Raw genomic sequence first — 20965 nt, 5'->3', positions numbered from 1 at the left:
TTCAGATGAGCAACCTAGCCTGCCTTATTCACCGGGGCGGGTGAATGGGTTGGCGGGAGTGGCGTAAGCCTTTGCTTTGCGGTAGGAAAATGGGTGTCTATACCAGTCCTGCAGCGAGGCAATTTATGCCACGGACCACACCCGCCGGGAGCGATGATAGCGCACCGGGATTTTCGTTTCCAGCGGTTGGCGGGAAGAAGATCACAGCCGAGTTCGACGGTGGCCGGCTGACCTCGGACGGCGGCGTTCTGCTGCTGGCGCAAGCCGAGCGAGCGATGGGAATTTGCCGGAGGCTTGCGGCTTGCATCGCTGATCCGCGTGACCCGACGCGGGTGACCCATCGCCTTGATGACATCCTGCGCGCCCGGGTGTTCGCGATCACGTGTGGCTACGAGGATGCTGACGATCTCGACGCCCTGCGCGACGATCCGGGGTTCCGCCTGGCACTGGGCAAGTTGCCGGGATCGGGCGCGGGGCTTGCGAGCCAACCGACGATGAGCCGCTGGGAGAATGCACCGACCACGCGCGAACTGGCCCGGATGATGGCCGCGATGATCGGCGTCTACTGTGCTAGCTATCCGGTCCCACCGGCGGCGGTGACGCTGGATATCGATGATACCTGCGATGTCGTGCACGGCTATCAGCAGCTCTCGTTTTGGAATGGCCATCACGGCGAACGCTGCTTTCTGCCGATCCACGTCTACGACACTGCGACCGGCCGTCCGGTCGCGATGCTGCTGCGCACCGGCAAGACGCCGTCGGGTGCCGAAGGTGCCGGCCACATCCGGCGCCTGGTGCGTCATATCCGCCAGCACTGGCCCGATACCCACATCACTATCCGCGGAGACGGGCACTACGGTCGGCCCGAGATCATGGCGTTCTGCGAGGCGGCCGGGGTCGATTACGTGTTCGGCTTGCCGACCAACGCCGCGCTGCGGGCCGATCCGATCATTGTCGCCGTCGCCGACGCCTGCGCGGTCAAGCGGGCTCAGCGCCAATGCCCGGTCCTGCGCCATTATACCGAGACCCGCTACGGCGCCCAAAGCTGGAAGGGCCAACGCCGCGTCGTCGCCCGGATCGAAGCCAGCACGCTGGGCATGGACATCCGCTATGTCGTCACCTCGCTGACAGAAGGCTCGGCCGAGCATATTTACGGCACGCTCTATTGCGCGCGCGGCCAAGCCGAAAACCTGATCAAGCGCCACAAGACCCAGTTGGCCAGCGATCGCACCTCGTGCCGCTCGGCCAATGCCAACCAGATGCGCCTCATCCTGCATACCGCCGCCTACTGGCTGATGTGGCGCATCCAGCAGGCCATCCCCAAGGCCACTGCGCTGGCCGCTGCCGAGTTCGCGACTCTGCGCCTGCGGCTGCTCAAGGTCGCTGCCCGCGTCATCGAGAGCGCCTCGCGTATCCGTGTCGCCTTCGCGTCAGCATGCCCCGACGCCGGCGTGTTCAAAGCCATCGCCACCGGTCTTCGGCCAGCGCCGACATAGCCAGCGCGGCCATGCCGCCGAAACCCGAGCCCTCGTCCCTTCAATCTCGAAAAGCCCATTGCTCCTGACGCGGTAAAAACACCGGCGCCGGCGCTCGCCCAAGTCAAGCCGCCAAACACCGATCGAGCTCGGGACACACCAGAGCGGCGGGCTCGTGAATAACCCGGGCTAGGCGTTTCTGAACTTAAATCTTCCGAAGACATTTCAGAATTGACGGATGCAGAAATAGAGATGGTTTCCGGCGGCGCACAGCCTGGCTATGCGTTGACCGATGGGTCTGCATTCACTTGGACTGGCCCTAATGGAATAGCCTATGAAAATGTGACATTTGTTGGAACACACTATTTCATAGTGGATGGAAATCCAGAATATTATACAGACTACTTTGCTCAACCTACCTATCCCCTTCCAGATACGCAGGGTTTTCTAAACCAGATAGCCGCTGCTGGCTCTCCGCCGATTTTCGTATATCGGTAATGGCGTCAATATATTACCTCTTATAAAGAATACATTATCCATAATATCCATAAAAATTATTACTATTTAGTATCCGGCAAAAAATGTGCCGGATACTAAAATTTAAAGGACATTTCTTGTTTAGGCGAGAAGTAATTGAATTTAGATCGGATAGATTGTCAGGCGAAGTTGTAATAACCCTGCCTGCCTCATGGCACATTGCATCTTATTCGTTATTTCTTTTCACATTTTCGGTATTAGCATTTCTCTCTTTCGTGCCTTATTCACGTGTGGAAACAGTAGCAGGGATTGTTACACCTGATACAGGCTTGGCAGCAATCATACCTACCCGAAATGGAATATTAACGAGGCTGGACGTTCATGAAGGAGAAAAGATCAAAAAAGGCGCGATCCTCGCATTTATTAGATCAGAAGAAGATGGTGAAGATGAATTATCGTCATCTGAAAAAGTTGAAGAATCACTATATAATCAGGAAAGAAGTATAATACTTCAGAAAGAAGCGACAATAATTTCAAATATATCTGATCAAAAAATAATTGATTCAGATATTTCTGGATTAGAAGATGAATTATTACAGATAGATAGCCAAATATCCACTCAAAAGGACCTCCTACTGTCGGCACAGAATCATCTTGATAAGGCTCAGATGGCATATAGCCGAGGTTATATAAGTGGGAGAGATATGCAGGCGCGTGAAGATCTTGTGCTTACACGGCAGCAGTCGTTATCCCAGCTAAATCAATCTCTCACTTCAAAGAAAGCTGCCCTGGAAAAGGCAAAATCCGATAAACAACGTCAACATGCCCAAGCGATGGTTGCAATAGCCCAACTTGACGGCGCTCAAGCTGGCATCGTTCAACAATTGGAAAATACAAAAGGGAGTCGTTCTTATGCTGTGCGAGCTCCCATGTCCGGCCAGGTGACGGCTCTAACGGCACGCCCCGGCCAAGCCGTAGATTCCCGGCGGCCATTAATGACCATTATTCCTGCATATTCTCACCTTCGAGGCGAACTCTCGATTCCCAGCACAGCTATAGGATTTATCAAGGTGGGGCAGGAGGTTCGCGTAGCGATAGATGCTTTTCCGTACCAACGTTTTGGTACGATAGCAGGAAAAGTCCTTACTGTATCATCCAGCACAATAGTCGAGACATCAACGGATGGAAAGGCGATTTCTGTCTATCCCACAACGATTTCTCTGTCTCGAAATTCAATAGATGCATTTGGTAAAATTGAACATCTTTTGCCTGGTATGAGTATTAATGTAAGAATCGTTGTTCAAAAACAATCTCTTATAGAATGGCTGTTTCAGCCAATATTCGCTGTCAGCAAGAGGTGAAGGTCATCATGCTAAATTTTAACTTGTCAGATCGTCATCGTGTTGGCTTGATCCGTCAAAGTGAAACCGCCGAATGTGGATTGGCGTCACTATCGATGGTTGCCAATTACCACGGCCTAAATATTGATCTGGCGACAATGAGGCGACGATTTCCCCCTTCCCTACGTGGTACAACTCTGCGTGCGCTGATGATTTCGGCAGACGATTTGGGAATGATACCGAGAGCAGTTAAGTTACCCTTAGATCGTATCTCCAATCTCCATCTTCCAGCTATATTACATTGGGATATGAATCACTATGTTGTGCTTGAACGAACCAAGCGTGATCGAGCTTATATTCATAACCCCGATGGCGGTTCAAAATGGCTCACACAAGAGGAGATATCTAATCATTTCACTGGAGTAGCGCTCGAACTTCGTCCGAGTGAGGATTTTGAAACAGGAGATTTTCGTCAAAGACTGAAGCTATTCCAGCTTTGGAAGAAGATGGTAGGCGCGAAGCGTGCCATTATACAAATTTTCGCCTTGTCAATATTAATGCAGATACTTGCAATTAAATCTCCTTATTACATGCAAATTGCTATCGATAACGCTATTCCATCATTAGATTTAGATTTAATGACTGTGTTATCGCTTGGCTTCGGCTTGTTTATTTTAATCGGTTCCGGAGTATCCACACTTAGATCGATGGTACTTTTATCAGTTGGAACTAATTTAGGATTCATCCTATCATCTAATATTGCCAGAAGATTATTTAGGCTGCCAATAGATTGGTTTGAAAAGCGTCATACGGGTGACATACTTTCAAGATTTCAGTCAGTTGCTCCTATTCAAAATCTTTTAACTCAGGGCGGCGTAGCGGCGATAGTTGATGGTTTGATGGTAATTTTTACGTTAACTATGATGTTATTTTACGATTTAATTCTCACTGCAATTTCGATACTATCATTTCTTTTTTACGTGGTAGTTAGGATTATATGCTTCTCCTTTGAGAAGGAGGCAAAAGAAGCTGCGATTGTGGCGGGTGGGAAGGAGCAGACAACGCTAATAGAAACTCTACGTGGTATGACAACCTTACGCTTGCATGGTCAAGAGACGTTCCGGCATGTTCTTTGGCAAAATCGCTTATCAGAAGCAATAGGCGCAAATGTCAGAGGAGCTAAGATTGGAATAATTCAAAGTTCAATTTATAGCGTAATATTCGGAATTGAGAATATTGTTTCCATTTGGGTTTCGGTAAAATTTGTCATATCTGGAAATGGCTTTAGTGTGGGAATGATATTTGCATTTATGGCATATAAGATGCAATTTTCACAGAAGGCATCATCACTTATTGATCAAATTATTTCCATAAAGATGCTGCGCCTGCATTTGGATAGAATATCTGACATAGCACTATCGCCGGAGGATAGATCATTTTCAAAATTGGATATATCATCTTTGAGATTAACTGGTAAAATAGAATTAAAAAATGTATCTTATAGATATTCACCCACGGATAGTCTAGTTATTAATAATGTAAATATAAGTATCAATGAAGGTGAGCATGTTGCGATAACAGGGCCATCGGGAGAAGGGAAATCAACCCTCATAAAAATCATCGTTGGATTAATTGAGCCGACCAGCGGCGATATCTTTATAGACAATGTTCCTATCAGTAAATTTGGGTATAGGAACTATCATAGGCAAATATCTGCCGTTCTCCAAAGCGATAATCTATTTGAGGGGTCGTTAGCAGAAAATATAGCTTCGTTTGATAGCGATATTGATATGGATCGCGTAATATTATCCGCTTTATCAGCATCAATTCATGGAGATATTGAAAAAATGCCGATGGGATATGATACACTTGTTGGAGAGATGGGATCATCGTTATCTGGTGGACAGAAGCAAAGGGTACTTCTGGCAAGGGCGCTCTATCGACGTCCCCGAGTTCTAGTTATGGATGAAGGAACCGCTCATTTGGATATGGGGCATGAGCATGCTATTAATGTGGAGATCGCTAAAATGGGCATAACAAGAATAATAGTAGCTCACCGGAGAGAAACCGTTGAAGCCGCAGGCAGAGTGTTCGTTATGGCAAATGGAGGCATTTACGAAAGGAATAAGGAGATTGCATAATGTTTCATGAAGAATCATTGTAAAAATTAATTCGACGGTGGGTCTTTAGGGTCTTTAGTGAGATCCAGGACTTCAAATCCACCAACAGCTACACGGCGTTTTATAAGGCTACCTTTTGGAGTGATGTACTCTGATTTTCTGGTGAATCTCTCTACGCGATAGACGCCCTCTTCCATCTGCCGCTCAGTATCGGCCCCGCTGATTGTGTAGCGACGGCGAGCAATTTGATTGAGCGCTGACTTTGCCCAGCTTTGCGAACGCGAACCACGCAATATTTCAGCTTCAGCGGTATGCCCATCCGGGCGAATCCAAAATCCAATATCTACCCACTGATTGCCGTCCCAATCGGTTGATCTGATATCAACTGCGTCACTCAAGCTAAATTTTCGTGCATTCGCGTTGGCCGCTGCTGCCGCGTCAAGCTGATAGGGTGGTGCCCAAATTAACACTGGCTCGGCATCCTCGCCCTGACCAAGTTCCCTTATGCGCTTTGTAATATCTGCACCATTTTCTTCGCGCACCGCCAGCCGGAGACGCAAGACACGAAGGGCGGTTTTGAAACCCGACTCCTTGGCAATCGGACGTGCTTCGAGTTCATTGAGTTTTCGAGAAGAGTCCGCCTTCTTCCCCATTGCCGCAGCGAGCCAAACACGTTTCATACCCGCCAACATCGCTTGCTTGGCTTGACCGGCATCTAGGGCATCATCTTCGATCCTGCGATAGGTTGCGTCTGCTTGGCGATAATTGCCAAGCTCGATCCACATGTCGCCCAGGGCCGTCGCTGCGGAGACGACGGAAGGGTCATTCGCTGGTAGGTTTTCTCGAAGCGTCTGGACTTGGTTTGCGACTGCGCGTCGATACGTAGTTTGATCACCGTCGTGTAACGCCACGGTCGCATAAGCCTCATAAAGTGCGGCAACAGGCCTAGGTGCCTCTGCGGCCTTGTTACGATTACGTGATATTGCTGTAGCAAGCAGGTGTTTGGCTTCCACATACGCCCCTTCTCTGAACTTCACTTCAGCCAAGGCAATGGTCGTTTGCGCATCGCGCAACGGAGAGCATCCTCCTCTAGCGCATTCTTCCTGTGCCTCCACAAGGCGTTGGCCGGTAACGACAATATCATTTGGAAACTGAAGAAGCAGCAAAAGGGCAAACATATAGGCTTCCTTTATGTTGAACCATAATTTGCTTCAGCTTCATGCTAAGCACAAGCCCGTAGAAGGAGCCATAAAGCCAAGCACAGAATCAATGCTGAAATGACGAAGGTCGGCGCACTCGCCAGCATTATTGCTATGATCCGTCGCTCCCGGTTCCATCGCGCGCGTCATGCCCGATAGCTTGTAATTGCCTGGCCGAATCGCCGCCTACCCCGTAGCATTCGCCGCGACTATGAACTGCGAGCGAGAAGCGTTCGGGAGGTCAGCTAATTAGATTGCAATCTCCAGCGAATTACAACAAAGGTGTTCCCGCGAAAGCTGGGGTGACGGTTGTTGGCCGGGTGACGGTTGGCGCGTGGGCGGGGGGGCGGGCCGTGGGTGAGCGCGCGCGATGAGCGAACCCGAAATCCTCACGCTCGATCTCGATGGCTGGGAAGGACCGCTCGACCTGCTGCTCGCGCTGGCGCGCAACCAGAAGGTCGATCTGCGCGAGATTTCGATCCTGGCCTTGGTCGATCAATATCTCGCGTTCATCGAGCAGGCGCGCGAAATCAAGCTCGAACTCGCCGCCGATTATCTGGTGATGGCGGCGTGGCTCGCCTATCTCAAATCGGGGTTGCTGCTGCCGCGCGACCCCGAGATCGAACCCAGCCCGGAGGAACTCGCGCTGCGGCTGCAATTGCGGCTCGAACGGTTGAACGCGATGCGCGAGGCCGGGGCGCGGCTGATGGCGCGCGACCGGATCGGGCGCGACGTGTTTCCGCGTGGGAGCCCCGAGGGCTTGCGCACCGTGCGCAAGGCGCTGTGGCAGGCGGAGATCTTCGATCTGATCGCCGCGTACGGCCGGATCAGCGCGCGGACCCGGCCGGTGATGCACATCGTCGCCAATCGTCCGGTGATGACGCTGGAGGCGGCGCTGGAGCGGGTCGCGCGGCTGGTGGGCAGCGCGGTCGATTGGGCGGTGATCGAGAGTTTCCTGCCCGACAGCGCGAGCGGCGTATTCCGCAAGTCCGCGCTGGCGTCGTCGTTCCTCGCCGCGCTCGAACTGGCGCGGCAGGGTAAGGTCGAGCTGCAACAAAAGTCTCCGTTCGCGCCGCTCTATCTGCGGGCGCCGCGATGACCGGCTTCGGCGGCGACGCGCCCGACGATCTCGTCCGCGCGGTGGAGGCGATCGTGTTCGCGGCGACCGAACCGCTGACGATCGACGCGATCCGCGCGCATGTCGGCGCGGGCGCGAACGTGCGCGCCGCGCTCGAAACGCTCGCCAGCGACTATGCCGGGCGCGGCATCGAGCTGGTGCGGCGGGGCGAGCGCTGGCATTTCCAGACCGCCGCCGACATGGCGCATCTGCTGCGGCGCGACCGCGAGGAGCCACGCAAGCTCAGCCGCGCGGGGATCGAGACGCTCGCGATCATCGCCTATCACGAACCCGCCACGCGCGCCGAGATCGAGGCGATTCGCGGGGTGCAGATCTCCAAGGGCACGATCGACGTGCTGATGGAGGCGGGCTGGGTCCGCCCGGCCGGGCGGCGCGAGGTGCCGGGGCGGCCCCTGCTGTACGCGACCACGCCTGAATTCCTCGCCCATTTCGGACTCGCCAGCCGCCGCGACCTGCCGGGGCTGGAGGATTTGCGCGCGGCCGGGCTGCTCGATCCGGCCGATCTCGCGCTGGAGATCGCGGCGGATGCGGGCACCGATACGAACGAGGTGGCAAATCCCTTGGAAGAGGACTAGATAGAAAGGATACCTAGGAGAAACATGATGGGTTTCGGTAGTCCAATTCACTGGCTCATTTTCGGCGTGCTCGCCATCCTCGTGCTGGGCGGTGGCCGGTTCTCGAGCATGATGGGCGATGTCGCCAAGGGCATCAAATCGTTCAAGAAGGGCATGGCCGAGGACGACGAGCCGCGCACGCCGAGCCGGATCGAGGCGAAGCCCGCCGCCGAGCCTGCGTTCGACGCACACGGCGAGAAGGTTCGCGAGGACCGCTAAGGCGTATCACGAAGAAGGTTGCGCCGTAGCATGTTCGATTTCCAGCCGATGGAGTTGGTCGTCCTGGGGACGGTCGCGATCCTGGTGATTCCGCCCAAGGATCTGCCCAAGGCGATGCGCGTGGCCGGCTATTGGGTCGGGCGCATGCGCGGGGTGGCGCAGCAGTTCCGCAGCGGCTTCGACACGATGGTGCGCGAGGCCGAACTGCACGAGATGGAAAAGAAATGGGCGGCGGAAAACGAGCGCATCATGCGCGAGCATCCGCCCACCCCCGCGCTCGACGCGCCGCAGACGGACGCGCTCGATGCGCCGCCGGTGATGCCCGCGCTGCCGGATTCCGAACGCCACTATAGCGAGGACGGGCCGCCGATCTATGTCGAGCATCCGACCGTGGTGGCCGCCGAGGCACCGGCGCCGGTGAACCTGGACAAGGCGGCGTCGTGAACGCGCCGGTCGATGAACTGGACGCGTCGCGCGCGCCGCTGCTCGAGCATATCGCCGAGCTGCGCCGACGGCTGCTCTACAGCCTCGGCGCGCTCGCGGTCGCGTTCGCGGTGTGCCTGTATTTCGCCGAGCCGATTTTCGGCTTCCTGGTCCACCCGCTGATCCAGGCGGGGCAGAAGCGGATCTATTACACCGGTCTGTTCGAGGCGTTCTTCGTCCAGATCAAGGTGGGGCTGTTCGCGGGGCTGATGGTTTCGTTCCCGGTGATCGCCAACCAGCTCTGGCAGTTCGTCTCGCCCGGCCTGTACCGCAAGGAAAAGCGCGCGCTGCTGCCGTTCCTGATCGCGACGCCGTTCCTGTTCGCGACCGGGGCCGCGATGGCCTATTTCGCGGCGGTGCCGGCGGCGCTGCACTTCCTGCTGAGCTATCAGGGCAATGTCGGCGGGATCGAGCAGACCGCGCTTCCGGCGGTCGACAAATATCTCGATTTCGTGATGCAGTTCCTGTTCGCGTTCGGCATCGCCTTCCTGCTGCCGGTGGTGCTGATGCTGCTCGAACGCGCCGGCATCGTTACGCGCAAGCAGCTTGCCGGCGCGCGGCGCTATGCGATCGTCGGCTGTTTCGCGATCGCTCTGGTGCTGGCGCCGCCCGACGCATGGTCGATGGTGATGCTCGCGGTGCCGCTGATCCTGCTCTACGAACTCTCGCTGATCGCGATCTGGTTCACCGAGAGGCGCCGCGCGCCGGCCAAGGACGTGATCGAGGCGGTTTAGGTGCCTTATCTCACCCGTTCGTGCCTCGACTTCGCTCGGCACGAACGTGGGCGTCACCCCCGCCGCCGGTTCCGGCGATAGAGCGGGCTCGGCTGTGGCGTCGGGGTGGGCAGCGGCTGGATGAAATAGCTTTGCGGATGGCCTTGCAGATACGGTGATCCCGGCGCGGGCACGCTCGGCGCGGGGGCCGGGGCGGCCGGGCGGATCACGCCGATCCAGCCGTCGGCGACGTCGATGACCGCCGGAATGGCCGGAAATTCACGGCGCGCGCGTGCGAACAGCAGCCGCGCGCGCGCCGCGCCCGGCGTGGTGATCGACGCGCCGACCCAGCGCCAGTGCCACGGCTCCCACGTCACGCCTTGCGCGTTGCCGGCGGGGAAGCTCAGCTCGAAGCCATATTCATGGGCGTGCGCGATCAGCCATTGCCCCGCCGGCGTGCGCGCGAGGCAGGGGTTGACGTCGCCGCACCCGCCCGAGGGGCGGATTCCGAAGTCGATCGCATAGCCGGTGGCGTGCTCGCTATGCCCCGGCGGCCCGACCGAGCGCGCGCGCTCGGCGGCGTCGTGGCATTTCTTGCCAGGGCCGATCTGGCTGCAGAACACCGCGCGCTGATGCTCGATCGAGCGGAAACACGACACGCCGCGCAGCCGGTTGCCGACGCCGGGTGCGACCGCGGCGGCGGCGAGCATCCGCGCGAGATCGGGCGCGGCGTCACGCTGGACATAGCAGGGCTGGCCGAGCGCGAAGCCGGCGGGGGCGGACACGAGATCGCTGAGCGGCGCCTCGCGGTACGGGATGTGCCCGAGCACGCGGCCGTCGGGGCCGGGCGTGACCCACTGGCCGGGGCACAATTGCTCCGGGGTGGCGGCCATCGCCAGCGCGGGCGCGGCGAGCGCAGCCCATGCCAACAGTCTCTTCCCGGAAGTTAGGTAGCGTCGCATCGTCGAACCGCTCTGGCATGCGCGCGCTTGCGGTGGCAAGGCGAGTTCATGCTTGCCAACCATGTTCTCTTCCTCGACGGCGAGGCGCTCGTCATCGACAAGCCCGCCGGGCTGCCGGTCGATCGCCCGCGCGATGGCTCGATCAGCCTCGAAAACCATCTCGACAGCCTCACCTTCGGGTTCAAGCGCTGGCCGCATCCGGTGCATCGACTCGATCGCGACACCTCGGGGTGCCTGCTGCTGTCGCGCAATCCGAAGGCGCACGCGCGGCTCCAGCAGGCGTTCGAACAGGGGCTGGTGCAGAAACGCTATCTCGCCGTGCTGGAGGGCGTGCCCGACGGCGAATCGGGGCTGATCGACCTGCCGCTCGCCAAGGTGAGCACCGCCGCGACCGGCTGGCGGATGCGCGGCGACCCCGCCGGCAAGCCCTCGCGCACCGGCTGGCGCGTGATTGCGGTGAAGGACGGGCGCGCGTTCGTCGAATTCACCCCCGAGACCGGGCGCACCCACCAGATCCGCGTCCATGCCGCCGAGGCGCTCGGCGCGCCGGTGGTCGGCGATCCGATCTATGGGCGCGGCGGCGGCGAGACTTTGCTCCACGCCGCCGCGCTGACCGTGCCGCGCGCGGGCAAGGAGCCGATCATCGCCGAGGCGCCGCTGCCCGAGCGGTTCGTCAAGGCCGGGTTCGGCGGCTGAACGCGACGCGCCCGTTTTCCAAGCGGTCGCGATCGGCTATCATCACGCGATGGTCGCCATTCCCATCACGCGCTCGATCTCGATCGACGATAGCGAGCTTCAGGAATCGACCACGCGTTCGGGCGGGCCGGGCGGTCAGCATGTCAACACCACCGACAGCGCGGTGATCCTGCGCTTCGATGTCGGCAACTCGCCGGGATTGCCGCTGCCGGTGAAGAACCGGATCGCGGTGCTGGCGGGATCGCGGCTGACGCGCGACGGGGTGCTGGTGCTGCGCAGCGAAGGGTCGCGCTCGCAGCACGAGAACCGCCAGGAGGTGCGCGAGCGGCTGATCGCGCTGATCCAGGAGGCCACGATCGTGCCCAAGAAGCGCCGGCCGACCAAGCCGACCAAGGCCTCGCAGACGCGCCGCGTGGAGGGCAAGGTCAAGCGATCCGGAATCAAGGCCGGGCGCGGGCGCGTGACGGTGGATTGAGCGGTTGCTGGCGGCGGGGCATGCCGAGGCGTACCGACGGCGTTACCGCAAATCCTCCAGCTCATAGACCGGGCGGATCTCGATCTCGCTCGGTCCGGGCATTGGGTTGGGGCAACGCTTCACCCACGCGACCGCCTCCTCCATGTCCTTGACGGTCCAGACCCAGAAGCCCGCGACCAACTCGCGGGTCGCGGCGAACGGGCCGTCGATGACGGTGCGGTCCGCGCCGTCGAAGGCGACGCGCTTGCCCTCCGACGACGGCTTGAGCCCCATGCCGGTGCCCGGCGGCATGATGCCGGCGTCGATCAGTCGCTGATTGAAGGCGCCCATTTCCGCGAGCGCTACGGCGGTCGGGAGCAGGGGGCGTTCACTGTCCTCGGTGGCTTTCACGATCACCATCACGCGCATGTGTCGTCTCCCTATTTATCGGACTGAAATCCAGAAACTCCGTTCGTGCTGAGTAGCTGCCGAGTAGCCCGCAGGGCGTATCGAGGTAGCGTATCGAAGCACAGGCCACGAGTCCGATCTGTGCTTCGATACGGGCTCTCGATACGGCGCAAGCGCCTACTCGATCCCTACTCAGCACGAACGGAAGGGATAACGCGGGCGCCGACCGTCACCCCTCGAACACCGACCAGCCGGTACGCTGCACCAGCCGTTCGAGCGCCAGCGTGCCGAGTTGCGAATTGCCGCGTTCGTTGAGGCCGGGCGACCAGACCGCGATGCTCGCCTTGCCCGGCGCGACCGCAAGGATGCCGCCGCCGACGCCGGATTTGGCGGGCAGGCCGACGCGGAAGGCGAATTCGCCGGAACCGTCGTAATGGCCGCAGGTCAGCATCAGCGCGTTGATGCGGCGCGCGCGCTGGGGCGACACGACGGAATGACCGGTCGAGGGATTGCGCCCGCCCCTCATCAGATAGCGCCCGGCGAGCGCGAGCTGGCGACAGCTCATCGCGAGCGCGCATTGATGGAAATAGACGCCGAGCACGCGATCGACATCATGGTGGAGGTTGCCGAACGCGCGCATGTAATTGGCGAGCGCCTTGTTGCGATACCCGGTCGCCTGCTCGGCGGCGGCGACGGACTCGTCGACGAAGATACCGTCCTCGCCGGCGAGCGCGCGCACGAAGCGGAGCAGTTCGGCGATCACCTCGGCGGGCTGGCGGTTGCCGAGCAGGATGTCCGAGACGACGATCGCGCCGGCGTTGAGGAACGGGTTGCGCGGGATGCCGCGTTCGGTCTCCAACTGCACGATCGAGTTGAACGCGGTGCCCGAGGGTTCGCGGCCCACGCGCGTCCACACCGCGTCCCCACCCGCGCCGAGCGCGAGGGTGAGGCCGAACACCTTGGCGACGCTCTGCACCGAGAACGGCTGGTCGGCATCGCCCGCCATGTGGCAGACGCCGTCCGCGTCGATGACGGCGATACCGAAGCGGCGCGGATCGACCGCGCCGAGCGGCGCGATGTAATCGGCGACCGCGCCGCGATCGGGCGCGTCGGCCATTTCGGCGGCGATGTCGGCGACGATGGCGGAGAGATCGGGCATAGGGCAGCGTAGCGGGCGGGGCGGGGATCGTCAGCTTCTCTTCGCACGAACGCGGGAACCCAGCGCCAAGCAGAACGACGATTGGCGGCTCTTGCGGCCCGGGACTCGCGCGTGCGCGGGAGAACAGGAAGGTTTCACGTCATCTCCCGCGTCCGCACGGGTGGCGCTGCGGCGCACCATCTGTCACAGGCGGGGGATGACGCGATCGTGGATATCGGTGGCACGCCTGCGCGCGCTGCGCTGGCTGCGTGGCCGCAAGGACGGCCGCGACCTCGCGCTCGGCGTGTTGCGCCGCCGGATCGCGACCGGCATCGGCGCGGTGGCGCTCGGGCTGGTCGCGCTGCTGTTCGCCAAGGCGGGCGACTGGGCGCAGCATCTGTTCGCTGAAGGCGTGGCGCGCTGGCCCTATGCGCCGCTGCTGCTCAGCCCGGCGATTTTCGCCATCATCACCTGGGCGACGCTGCGGTGGGTGCCGCAGGCGCGCGGATCGGGCATCCCGCAGGTGATCGCGGCGAGCCGCACGCCCGAGCGATCCTCGCTGGGGCCGCTGGTGTCGCTGCGCACCGCGATCGCCAAGATCGCGATGACCGTGACGATGCTGTTCGCGGGCGCCTCGGTCGGGCGCGAGGGGCCGACGGTGCAGATCAGCGCGGCGATCATGATCGCGGTCCACCGGCTGCTGCGCGTGCCGATCACCGCGGGCGTGCTGATCGCGGGGGGCGCGGCGGGGGTGGCGGCGGCGTTCAACACGCCGCTCGCCGGGGTGGCCTTCGCGATCGAGGAACTCGCCTCCGCCTACGAACAGCGCGTCGCGGTGCTGGTGATGGCGGCGGTGATGATCTCGGGGCTGGTGAGCCTCGGCATCGCGGGCGACTACGTCTATTTCGGGACGATGCGGCAGACGCTGCCGATCCTGTCGGTGATGCTGATCTGCCCGGTCGCGGGCGTGGTCGGCGGGGTGAGCGGCGGGCTGTTCAGCCGGATCGTGCTGGCGTTCGGCTCGCCCCGGCATCCGTGGCTGAAGCGGCTGCGGTCGCGCCCGGTGCTGTTCTCGGCGGGATGCGGGCTGGTGGTGGCGGTGCTCGGCATCACCAGCGGCGGGGAATTGTGGGGCACCGGCTATGACGCGACCAAGCATCTCGTCGAGGGCGGCAGCGGTTCCTTGTGGTTCGGGCCGGGCAAGGCGATCGCGACACTCGCGACGACGCTGAGCGGAACGCCGGGCGGCATCTTCGCGCCGTCGCTGGCGGTGGGCGCCGGGATCGGCCATCTCGTCGCGGCGGCGTTTCCGAACGATCCGGGCGGAGCGGTGGTGACGCTCGGCATGGTCGCCTATTTCGTCGGCGTGGTGCGCGCGCCGCTGACGGCGGTCATCATCATCAGCGAGGCGACCGCGAGCCGAGGCATGATCCTGCCCTTGTTCGCGACCGCGCTGATCGCCGACGCGGTGAGCGCGGTGATCTCGCCCGAGCGGCTGTATCACGGCCTGTCGCGCGGTTTCCTGGAGCCGGCACCGCCGCCGCGCCCGTAACGGACCCAACCGAAGGTATCGGCTTGCGCGGTGGCCGCCAGATCGCCGATACTCGGCGCATGAGCACGCTCGACACGCGCAGCCACCAGATGTTTCCGACCCTCGACGCGGGGCAGATCGAGGTCGCGCGCCGCTTCGCGAGCGGGCCGGCGCGGCATTTCGCGCCGGGCGAGGCGCTGTACGAGATCGGCGACGTCGGCGCGCCGGCGTGGCTGGTGCTGGACGGCACGATCGACGTGACGCGGCGCGACGGGCTCAACCGGGAAGCGGGCATCACCGTCCATCACGCCGGCCAGTTCAGCGGCGAGGTCTCGCAGCTTTCCGGGCGGCCGACGATCGCCGCCGGGGTGGCGGGCGCCGACGGCTGCACCGCCCTGCCGTTCGACGCGGCGCATCTGCGCGCGCTGATGGTCGGATCGGCCGATCTCGGCGAGATCGTGATGCGCGCGCTGATCCTGCGCCGGGTCGGGCTGATCGAGGAAGGCGGGGCCGGATCGATCCTGATCGGCGTGCCGGGGAGCGCCGATATCGTGCGGTTGCAGGGATTCCTGACGCGCAACGGCTACCCCAACCTCGTGCTCGACGCCGAGACCGACGCGGAAGGCCATGCGCTGATCGAGCGGATCGGCGTGCTGCCCGAGGAATTGCCGCTGATGGTGTGCCCGAACGGCACGATCCTGAAGCGCCCGAGCGACACCGAGGCGGCGGCGTGCCTAGGCATGACCCCCAAGCTCGATCCCGAGAAGCTGTACGACGTCGCGATCGTAGGGGCCGGGCCGGCGGGGCTGGCGGCGGCGGTCTATGCCGCGTCCGAGGGGCTGTCGGTGGTGGTGCTCGACGAACGCGCGACTGGCGGGCAGGCGGGCGCGTCGTCCAGAATCGAGAATTATCTCGGCTTCCCGACCGGCATTTCGGGGCGTGCGCTGGCCGGGCGCGCGTTCAGCCAGGCGCTCAAGTTCGGCGCCGAGGTGGCGGTGCCGCTCGCGGTGGAGCGGCTCGACTGCACCAAGCGCCAAGCCTCGGGCGATCCGCTCGCGCTGGTGCTGGCGGGCGGGGGGACGATCCAGGCGCGATCGGTGATCGTCGCGAGCGGCGCGCGCTATCGCAAGCCGGCGATCGACAATCTCGCCACGTTCGACGGCGACGGCGTTTCCTATTGGGCCTCACCGATCGAGGCGAAATTGTGCGAGGGCGAGCGGATCGCGCTGGTCGGCGGCGGCAATTCGGCGGGGCAGGCGGTGGTGTTCCTGGCCAGCAAGGTCGATCATCTCGATCTGGTCGTGCGGCGCGACCTGCGCGAGACGATGTCGCGCTACCTCATTGAGCGGATCGCGGCGCTGCCCAACGTGACGATCCATGTCGGCTCCGAAGTGATCGGGCTGGAAGGGGACCGCGCGACCGGGCTGACCGCCGCGCTGTTCCAAGACAAGGCGACCGGCGCGATCAAGCGCTGCGCCTTGCGCCACCTGTTCCTGTTCATCGGCGCGGACCCCAATGCCGACTGGCTCGACGGGTGTGTGGAGACCGACGACAAGGGCTTCATCGTCACCGGCGGATCGGCGCTGCCGCTCCAGACCAGCCTGCCCGGCGTGTTCGCGATCGGCGACGTGCGCGCCGGATCGACCAAGCGCGTCGCCGCGGCGGTGGGTGAGGGCGCGGCGGTGGTGTCGCAGATCCACAGCTTGCTCGCCGAATGAGCGATCCATTCGATCTCGAGCGCTTCCTGGAGGCGCAGGCCGACAGCTATGCGACCGCGCTCGCCGAGGTGCGGCGCGGCGCCAAGCGCAGCCATTGGATGTGGTTCATCTTCCCGCAGATCGCCGGGCTGGGATCGAGCGCGATGGCGCGGCGCTACGCGATCCAGTCGCTCGACGAGGCGCGGGCGTATCTGGCGCATCCCGTGCTGGGCGCGCGGCTGCGCGAGATCACCGCGGCGCTGCAGGATCTGCCGCCGAGCGCGCCCGAGGCGGTGTTCGGACCGCTCGACGCGGTGAAATTGCGCTCCTCGCTGACGCTGTTCGAGGCGGCGGGCGGTGGGGCGGTGTTCGGCGCGGCGCTCGATCGTTGGTATCACGGTACGCGGGACGCGGCGACGCTGGCGCGGATCGGGTGATCGTCGCCCCGGCGGAGGCCGGGGCCGTTGGGTGTGGGTCAGCCGGCTCGCAAAACAACAAGCCGGCCCCGGCCTTCGCCGGGGCGACGGACTTTCGTCTTCTTACAGCTATGCTATCAGCCGCGCTTTGCCGGAAGGATCGGATGGCCCGATTGCACATGCGCGATGCGACGCGCGACGATCTGCCCGCGATCGTCGCGATGCTCGCCGACGATATCAAGGGGGCCGCGCGTGAGGACGCCAGCCTGCCGCTCGATCCGGGCTATTTCGCGGCGTTCGCGGCGATCTCGGCGGACCCGAAGATGCGACTGGTGGTGGCCGAGTTCGAGGGGCTCGTGGTCGGCACGGTGCAGATCGCGGTGCTGCCCGGCCTGTCGCGCAAAGGTGCGTCGCGCGGCCATCTGGAGGCGGTGCGGATCGCGAGCGACATGCGCGGGCAGGGGCTGGGCGCCGAGCTGGTGCACTGGGCGGTCGAGCAGTGCCGCGCGGCGGGATGCGGGATGGTGCAGCTCACCACGCAGCGCGACCGCATCGACGCGCACCGCTTCTACGAGCGGCTCGGCTGGGAGCGTAGCCACATCGGCTACAAGCTGCACTTGCGGGGCATCGCATGATCGCGGAGGCGAGCGCCAGCGACGCGGCCGCGGTGGTCGCGCTGTGGCGCGCGTGCGGGCTGACGCGGCCGTGGAACGACCCCGATGCCGATTTCGCGCTCGCGCTCGCCACCGCGACCTCGACGGTGCTGGTGGCGCGCGACGGCACTGACGCCATCGGCAGCGCGATGGTCGGGTTCGACGGGCATCGCGGCTGGATCTATTATCTCGCCGTCGCGCCCGAGCGGCGGCGGAGCGGACTGGGGCGCGCACTGATGGCGGCGGCGCAGGCGTGGTTCGCCGCGCGCGGTGTGCCGAAGGTGCAGTTGATGGTGCGCGAGGGCAATGCGACCGCGCTCGGTTTCTATGAGGCGTTGGGGCTGGAGCGGCAGCCGGTCGTGGTGTTCGGGCGCTTTCTCGAGGGTGATGAGGTACGATGACGACGCTCTACGGTATCCGCAATTGCGACACGATGAAGAAGGCGTGGAGCTGGCTCGACGCGCATGGCGTGGCGTATGCGTTCCATGATTACAAGAAGGCGGGGATCGACCGGGCGACGCTGGAGCGGTGGAGCGACGCGCTCGGCTGGGAGGCGCTGCTCAACCGCGCTGGCACGACGTTCCGCAAACTGCCCGAGGCGGACAAGGCCGATCTCACCCGCGACAAGGCGATCGACCTGATGATCGCGCAACCGTCGATGATAAAACGGCCGGTCCTGGAAAGCGGCGATACGCTGCTGGCGGGGTTCAAGCCCGAGGCTTACGCGGCGGCCGCGCTGGGGTGATCCCTGCCGGGACGGGAAGGATCAAGCTGCCGGTAGGGTCAGGACGAATCGGGCGCCGTGCCCGGGGGCGCTATCTAGCGTGATCTCGCCGTCCATCGCGCGCGCCAGCCGCCGCGCGATATACAGGCCGAGGCCGCTGCCGCCGGGTTCGCGCGGATCGACGCGTTCGAACTTCTCGAAGATCCGCGCCTGATCCTCCTCGGCGATGCCCTTGCCCTGATCGGCGACGATGATCGCCGCCGCCGCGCCGTCGCGCTCGGCCCGCACCCAGATGACGCCGCCTTCGGGCGAATAGCGCACGGCATTGCCGATCAGGTTGACCAAGATCTGCAACACGCGGCGGAACTCGCCGCGCGCGGGCAGGGCCTCGCCGAGCGCGGGCTTGTCGATCCGCACCTTCGCATCGGCGGCGCGCACCGCGAGCAGCCCGGCGGCGCGGCGCGCGAGATCGGCGAGGTCGACCGTCTCGACCGCGACCTGGAAGTCGGGCCGCTCGATCGCCTGCAAATCGACCAGATCGTCGACCAGCCCGATCAGATGCCGCGCGGCGCTGGCGATGTCGGCGGCGTAATCGACATAATCCTGCCGCAGCGGCCCGTCCGAGCGGGCGTTGATGCTGTCGGCGTTGGCGATGATCCGTCCGAGCGGCGCGCGCAACGCGGTGTCGAGCCTCGCGGCGAACGCGCCGCCGGCATCGTCGATCGTCCGCGCGGCCTGCGGGCGATCGACCGCCGCCGCGCCGATGAAACCGACGAACTCGCCGCGCATGTTGCTGCGCGGGGCGGCGGCGAGGCGCAGCGGCTCGCCCGTCGCGCGCAGCCGCGCGGGTTGATCCTCGAACCGCTCGCGCATCGCCAGCCCGCCGAGGATCGGGAAGCCACCGCTCTCGTCCTCGCCGAGCACGAACAGGGCGGTAAGCGGCTGCCCCAACAGCGAATCGGCATCGAAGCCGTGGCGCGTGCCGACATCGGGGGTGAGGAAGGTCAGCCGAAGCGCCGCATCGGTCTCCCAGCGCCAGTCCGCGTCGGTGGCGAGCGATGCGTGATCGGCCTCGATGCTGGCATCGGGCGCGGTCCAGGCGGGGCGGCCGCGCCAGCCGGTGATGGCGAGCGACACGCCCGACGCGCCCGGCTCGGCGCGCACCCACAGATCGAGATCGTCCGCGCCGTCCGCCGCGACCACGCCACGCGAGACGAGAATGCCGAGCCGCTGCGCGAGCCGCGCGAGCCGCGCCAGTTGCGGCACCGCCACGGGTTCGCCGATCGCGCCGCCCGCGCGCGCGTTGAGATCCTCGAGCCGCTGGTCGGCCTCGACCAATCGCCCATCGGGATCGACGAGGCCGCGCACCAGCGGCGGCACCGGATCGTGCGCGTTCATGCCCATGTCCCCCGCGCGACCGCGACCATCGCGGCGCGATATTCGGGCGGGAGCGTGAGGGGGGCGACGGCCGCGCGCGCGCGCTCGGGCTCGATCGCGGCGATCGTGTCGAGCGTCTCGGCGAAACGTTCGATGTCGCGGCGCGGATCGGCCTCGCACAGCGCCACCCCGATCGCCGCGATCGCCGCGCGGTCCAGCTCCAGCGCGCGCAGCACCAGCCACAGCCGCTCGCCATCGGGCTCGAGCACCAGATCGCGCACATCGGCATAAGCGAGGCCCAGCGCATGGCCGAGCAGGGCGATGAACAGCGACAGCCGCTGGTCGGCCAGCGCATCGCCAAGCAGCGCGGCGAGCTCTTCCGCGCCCGCGTCGAGCGCGGCGGCGAGGCGAGTCGCGACCGCTTCGAGGCGATCGTTCTCGTCATAGGCGGCGATGCTGTGCTGCGCCGCCTCGGCGAGCGCGCGGTCGAGCGCGTCGATGTCGCCCGAGGCGGGGCGCGCGCGCAGCGCGGCGGCGATCCACCATGCCAGCCGGCGGTGGATCGGCGCCGGCAGATCGCCGCGCGGCGCCGCGCCGACGAGGATCGGCGCCTTGCGATGCCCCTCGGCGGCGAGCAGCGCGACGGCGGCGCGCGCGACGCGCTGATCGGCATGGCGCGACAGGCGGGCGAGCAGGCTCGGCTGGTCGGCGCGGCCCGGCGGTTCGATCGGCAGCGCGTCGGCGATCAGGCCCTGGCGCACGCGGCCGATCAGCTCGTGCATCAGCTCCGGGTCGCGCAGCAGCCCGGCCGCGCGCAGCCGATCGAGCGCGGACACGCCATCGGCGATCAGTTCGGCGAGCCGCGGCTGCGCGCGCGCGGTGAGCAGGCGCGCGGCATGCATGCGAATCGCGGCCTCTATCGCGCCGAGCACCGATTCGAGCGTGGTGGCGAGCGCGGCGCGCGCGCGATCGTCGAGTCGGCCGTCGTCGCCGAGGAAGATATCGTCGATCGCGGTGGTGAGCCGCCGGTCGGCGCGCAAATCCGCCGCCGCCGCGCGCGCCAGCAGCGTGGGGGCGGCGGCCCTTCCGCCGGGATTCGGATCGCGATCGCTGATCGACATGCCAGCACGC

At 63.4% G+C, this 20965-nt stretch carries 22 protein-coding genes; 16 read left to right on the top strand and 6 right to left on the bottom strand.

Annotated features, from left to right (window positions below; all coding sequences use genetic code 11):
* The first annotated feature begins 125 nt into the window (after positions 1 to 125).
* The 3 genes from PX554_RS12745 to PX554_RS12735 all read left to right on the top strand — a co-directional run bounded on the left by PX554_RS12745 (position 126) and on the right by PX554_RS12735 (position 5433).
* Positions 126 to 1496 carry an IS1380 family transposase gene (locus PX554_RS12745; protein WP_168844338.1) on the top strand — a complete coding sequence of 457 codons (1371 nt, stop codon included), beginning with the start codon at positions 126 to 128 and terminating at the stop codon, positions 1494 to 1496.
* A 632-nt stretch (positions 1497 to 2128) separates the two neighbouring features.
* Positions 2129 to 3313, top strand: coding sequence for an HlyD family secretion protein (locus tag PX554_RS12740; RefSeq protein WP_275502265.1), 1185 nt, complete (start codon positions 2129 to 2131; stop codon positions 3311 to 3313).
* On the top strand, positions 3274 to 5433 hold the full coding sequence (locus PX554_RS12735) for a peptidase domain-containing ABC transporter (RefSeq protein WP_275502263.1): 2160 nt from the start codon (positions 3274 to 3276) through the stop codon (positions 5431 to 5433). Before PX554_RS12740 ends, PX554_RS12735 begins: the two co-directional genes overlap by 40 nt.
* Before the next feature lie 26 nt (positions 5434 to 5459).
* On the opposite strand, the gene PX554_RS12730 is transcribed toward PX554_RS12735, so the two are convergent.
* Positions 5460 to 6590: an energy transducer TonB gene (locus PX554_RS12730; RefSeq protein WP_275502260.1), complete on the bottom strand. Its 1131-nt coding sequence runs from the start codon at positions 6588 to 6590 to the stop codon at positions 5460 to 5462.
* Between the two features lie 391 nt (positions 6591 to 6981).
* On the opposite strand from PX554_RS12730, the gene PX554_RS12725 reads away from it, so the two are divergent.
* Genes PX554_RS12725 through tatC form a run of 5 tightly spaced genes read left to right on the top strand, consistent with a single transcriptional unit; the run spans position 6982 to position 9799 of the window.
* A complete protein-coding gene (locus PX554_RS12725; RefSeq protein ID WP_275502258.1) occupies positions 6982 to 7710 on the top strand; it encodes a segregation and condensation protein A in 729 nt (242 codons plus the stop codon).
* A complete protein-coding gene (gene scpB, locus PX554_RS12720; RefSeq protein ID WP_093222242.1) occupies positions 7707 to 8324 on the top strand; it encodes an SMC-Scp complex subunit ScpB in 618 nt (205 codons plus the stop codon). Before PX554_RS12725 ends, scpB begins: the two co-directional genes overlap by 4 nt.
* Positions 8325 to 8351: 27 nt before the next feature.
* The gene (locus PX554_RS12715) at positions 8352 to 8582 is read left to right on the top strand and encodes a twin-arginine translocase TatA/TatE family subunit (RefSeq protein WP_093222239.1); all 231 of its coding nucleotides are present in this window, start codon (positions 8352 to 8354) and stop codon (positions 8580 to 8582) included.
* Positions 8583 to 8612: 30 nt separating this feature from the next.
* A complete protein-coding gene (locus PX554_RS12710) occupies positions 8613 to 9026 on the top strand; it encodes a twin-arginine translocase TatA/TatE family subunit (protein WP_275502252.1) in 414 nt (137 codons plus the stop codon).
* Positions 9023 to 9799: a twin-arginine translocase subunit TatC gene (tatC, locus tag PX554_RS12705; protein WP_093222233.1), complete on the top strand. Its 777-nt coding sequence runs from the start codon at positions 9023 to 9025 to the stop codon at positions 9797 to 9799. Before PX554_RS12710 ends, tatC begins: the two co-directional genes overlap by 4 nt.
* Positions 9800 to 9852: 53 nt before the next feature.
* Here the strand turns inward: tatC and PX554_RS12700 are convergent, their stop codons facing one another.
* Positions 9853 to 10707, bottom strand: a complete 855-nt coding sequence (locus PX554_RS12700; protein ID WP_338061592.1) for a M15 family metallopeptidase — start codon at positions 10705 to 10707, stop codon at positions 9853 to 9855.
* An 81-nt stretch (positions 10708 to 10788) separates the two neighbouring features.
* Between PX554_RS12700 and PX554_RS12695 the strand changes: the two genes are divergently transcribed.
* Positions 10789 to 11436, top strand: a complete 648-nt coding sequence (locus PX554_RS12695) for an RluA family pseudouridine synthase (RefSeq protein ID WP_275502249.1) — start codon at positions 10789 to 10791, stop codon at positions 11434 to 11436.
* Positions 11437 to 11485: 49 nt separating this feature from the next.
* On the top strand, positions 11486 to 11911 hold the full coding sequence (arfB, locus tag PX554_RS12690) for an alternative ribosome rescue aminoacyl-tRNA hydrolase ArfB (protein WP_093222228.1): 426 nt from the start codon (positions 11486 to 11488) through the stop codon (positions 11909 to 11911).
* 42 nt (positions 11912 to 11953) lie between these two features.
* Here arfB and PX554_RS12685 read toward each other — a convergent pair whose 3' ends face one another.
* Positions 11954 to 12319, bottom strand: a complete 366-nt coding sequence (locus tag PX554_RS12685; protein ID WP_093222226.1) for a YciI family protein — start codon at positions 12317 to 12319, stop codon at positions 11954 to 11956.
* A gap of 208 nt (positions 12320 to 12527) precedes the next feature.
* The gene (locus PX554_RS12680) at positions 12528 to 13457 is read right to left on the bottom strand and encodes a glutaminase (protein ID WP_275502237.1); all 930 of its coding nucleotides are present in this window, start codon (positions 13455 to 13457) and stop codon (positions 12528 to 12530) included.
* A gap of 196 nt (positions 13458 to 13653) precedes the next feature.
* On the opposite strand from PX554_RS12680, the gene PX554_RS12675 reads away from it, so the two are divergent.
* From PX554_RS12675 to PX554_RS12650, 6 genes are all read left to right on the top strand, one after another.
* Positions 13654 to 14988: a chloride channel protein gene (locus tag PX554_RS12675; RefSeq protein WP_275502235.1), complete on the top strand. Its 1335-nt coding sequence runs from the start codon at positions 13654 to 13656 to the stop codon at positions 14986 to 14988.
* Between the two features lie 59 nt (positions 14989 to 15047).
* Entirely contained in the window at positions 15048 to 16685 is a 1638-nt protein-coding gene (locus PX554_RS12670) for an FAD-dependent oxidoreductase (RefSeq protein WP_275502234.1), read from the top strand.
* Complete coding sequence (locus PX554_RS12665; protein WP_275502232.1) at positions 16682 to 17101, top strand: DUF1810 domain-containing protein; 420 nt, start codon at positions 16682 to 16684, stop codon at positions 17099 to 17101. The genes PX554_RS12670 and PX554_RS12665 overlap by 4 nt, the downstream gene beginning before the upstream one ends.
* Positions 17102 to 17244: 143 nt before the next feature.
* On the top strand, positions 17245 to 17715 hold the full coding sequence (locus PX554_RS12660; protein ID WP_275502230.1) for a GNAT family N-acetyltransferase: 471 nt from the start codon (positions 17245 to 17247) through the stop codon (positions 17713 to 17715).
* Positions 17712 to 18134 carry a GNAT family acetyltransferase gene (locus PX554_RS12655; RefSeq protein WP_275502229.1) on the top strand — a complete coding sequence of 141 codons (423 nt, stop codon included), beginning with the start codon at positions 17712 to 17714 and terminating at the stop codon, positions 18132 to 18134. The genes PX554_RS12660 and PX554_RS12655 overlap by 4 nt, the downstream gene beginning before the upstream one ends.
* Positions 18131 to 18478: an ArsC family reductase gene (locus PX554_RS12650; protein ID WP_275502226.1), complete on the top strand. Its 348-nt coding sequence runs from the start codon at positions 18131 to 18133 to the stop codon at positions 18476 to 18478. The genes PX554_RS12655 and PX554_RS12650 overlap by 4 nt, the downstream gene beginning before the upstream one ends.
* A 21-nt stretch (positions 18479 to 18499) precedes the next feature.
* Here the strand turns inward: PX554_RS12650 and PX554_RS12645 are convergent, their stop codons facing one another.
* Together PX554_RS12645 and PX554_RS12640 are read right to left on the bottom strand one after the other, a co-directional pair.
* A complete protein-coding gene (locus PX554_RS12645) occupies positions 18500 to 19855 on the bottom strand; it encodes a sensor histidine kinase (RefSeq protein ID WP_275502222.1) in 1356 nt (451 codons plus the stop codon).
* Complete coding sequence (locus PX554_RS12640; protein WP_275502220.1) at positions 19852 to 20955, bottom strand: DUF2336 domain-containing protein; 1104 nt, start codon at positions 20953 to 20955, stop codon at positions 19852 to 19854. Before PX554_RS12640 ends, PX554_RS12645 begins: the two co-directional genes overlap by 4 nt.
* Between the last annotated feature and the right edge of the window lie 10 nt (positions 20956 to 20965).

The sequence above is a fragment of the Sphingomonas pollutisoli genome (genome assembly GCF_029167165.1).
GTDB lineage: Bacteria > Pseudomonadota > Alphaproteobacteria > Sphingomonadales > Sphingomonadaceae > Sphingomonas > Sphingomonas pollutisoli.
This window is presented reverse-complemented; position numbering and strand designations above follow the sequence as displayed.

What these genes read in the sequence shown, in the direction of transcription:
- PX554_RS12745 (WP_168844338.1), top strand. Translation starts at nt 126, where the DNA reads ATGCCACGGACCACACCCGCCGGGAGCGATGATAGCGCACCGGGATTT.
- PX554_RS12735 (WP_275502263.1), top strand. Translation starts at nt 3,274, where the DNA reads ATGGCTGTTTCAGCCAATATTCGCTGTCAGCAAGAGGTGAAGGTCATC.
- PX554_RS12730 (WP_275502260.1), bottom strand. Translation starts at nt 6,590, where the DNA reads ATGTTTGCCCTTTTGCTGCTTCTTCAGTTTCCAAATGATATTGTCGTT.
- PX554_RS12725 (WP_275502258.1), top strand. Translation starts at nt 6,982, where the DNA reads ATGAGCGAACCCGAAATCCTCACGCTCGATCTCGATGGCTGGGAAGGA.
- scpB (WP_093222242.1), top strand. Translation starts at nt 7,707, where the DNA reads ATGACCGGCTTCGGCGGCGACGCGCCCGACGATCTCGTCCGCGCGGTG.
- PX554_RS12715 (WP_093222239.1), top strand. Translation starts at nt 8,352, where the DNA reads ATGGGTTTCGGTAGTCCAATTCACTGGCTCATTTTCGGCGTGCTCGCC.
- PX554_RS12710 (WP_275502252.1), top strand. Translation starts at nt 8,613, where the DNA reads ATGTTCGATTTCCAGCCGATGGAGTTGGTCGTCCTGGGGACGGTCGCG.
- PX554_RS12695 (WP_275502249.1), top strand. Translation starts at nt 10,789, where the DNA reads ATGCTTGCCAACCATGTTCTCTTCCTCGACGGCGAGGCGCTCGTCATC.
- arfB (WP_093222228.1), top strand. Translation starts at nt 11,486, where the DNA reads ATGGTCGCCATTCCCATCACGCGCTCGATCTCGATCGACGATAGCGAG.
- PX554_RS12685 (WP_093222226.1), bottom strand. Translation starts at nt 12,319, where the DNA reads ATGCGCGTGATGGTGATCGTGAAAGCCACCGAGGACAGTGAACGCCCC.
- PX554_RS12680 (WP_275502237.1), bottom strand. Translation starts at nt 13,457, where the DNA reads ATGCCCGATCTCTCCGCCATCGTCGCCGACATCGCCGCCGAAATGGCC.
- PX554_RS12675 (WP_275502235.1), top strand. Translation starts at nt 13,654, where the DNA reads ATGACGCGATCGTGGATATCGGTGGCACGCCTGCGCGCGCTGCGCTGG.
- PX554_RS12670 (WP_275502234.1), top strand. Translation starts at nt 15,048, where the DNA reads ATGAGCACGCTCGACACGCGCAGCCACCAGATGTTTCCGACCCTCGAC.
- PX554_RS12665 (WP_275502232.1), top strand. Translation starts at nt 16,682, where the DNA reads ATGAGCGATCCATTCGATCTCGAGCGCTTCCTGGAGGCGCAGGCCGAC.
- PX554_RS12660 (WP_275502230.1), top strand. Translation starts at nt 17,245, where the DNA reads ATGGCCCGATTGCACATGCGCGATGCGACGCGCGACGATCTGCCCGCG.
- PX554_RS12655 (WP_275502229.1), top strand. Translation starts at nt 17,712, where the DNA reads ATGATCGCGGAGGCGAGCGCCAGCGACGCGGCCGCGGTGGTCGCGCTG.
- PX554_RS12650 (WP_275502226.1), top strand. Translation starts at nt 18,131, where the DNA reads ATGACGACGCTCTACGGTATCCGCAATTGCGACACGATGAAGAAGGCG.
- PX554_RS12645 (WP_275502222.1), bottom strand. Translation starts at nt 19,855, where the DNA reads ATGAACGCGCACGATCCGGTGCCGCCGCTGGTGCGCGGCCTCGTCGAT.
- PX554_RS12640 (WP_275502220.1), bottom strand. Translation starts at nt 20,955, where the DNA reads ATGTCGATCAGCGATCGCGATCCGAATCCCGGCGGAAGGGCCGCCGCC.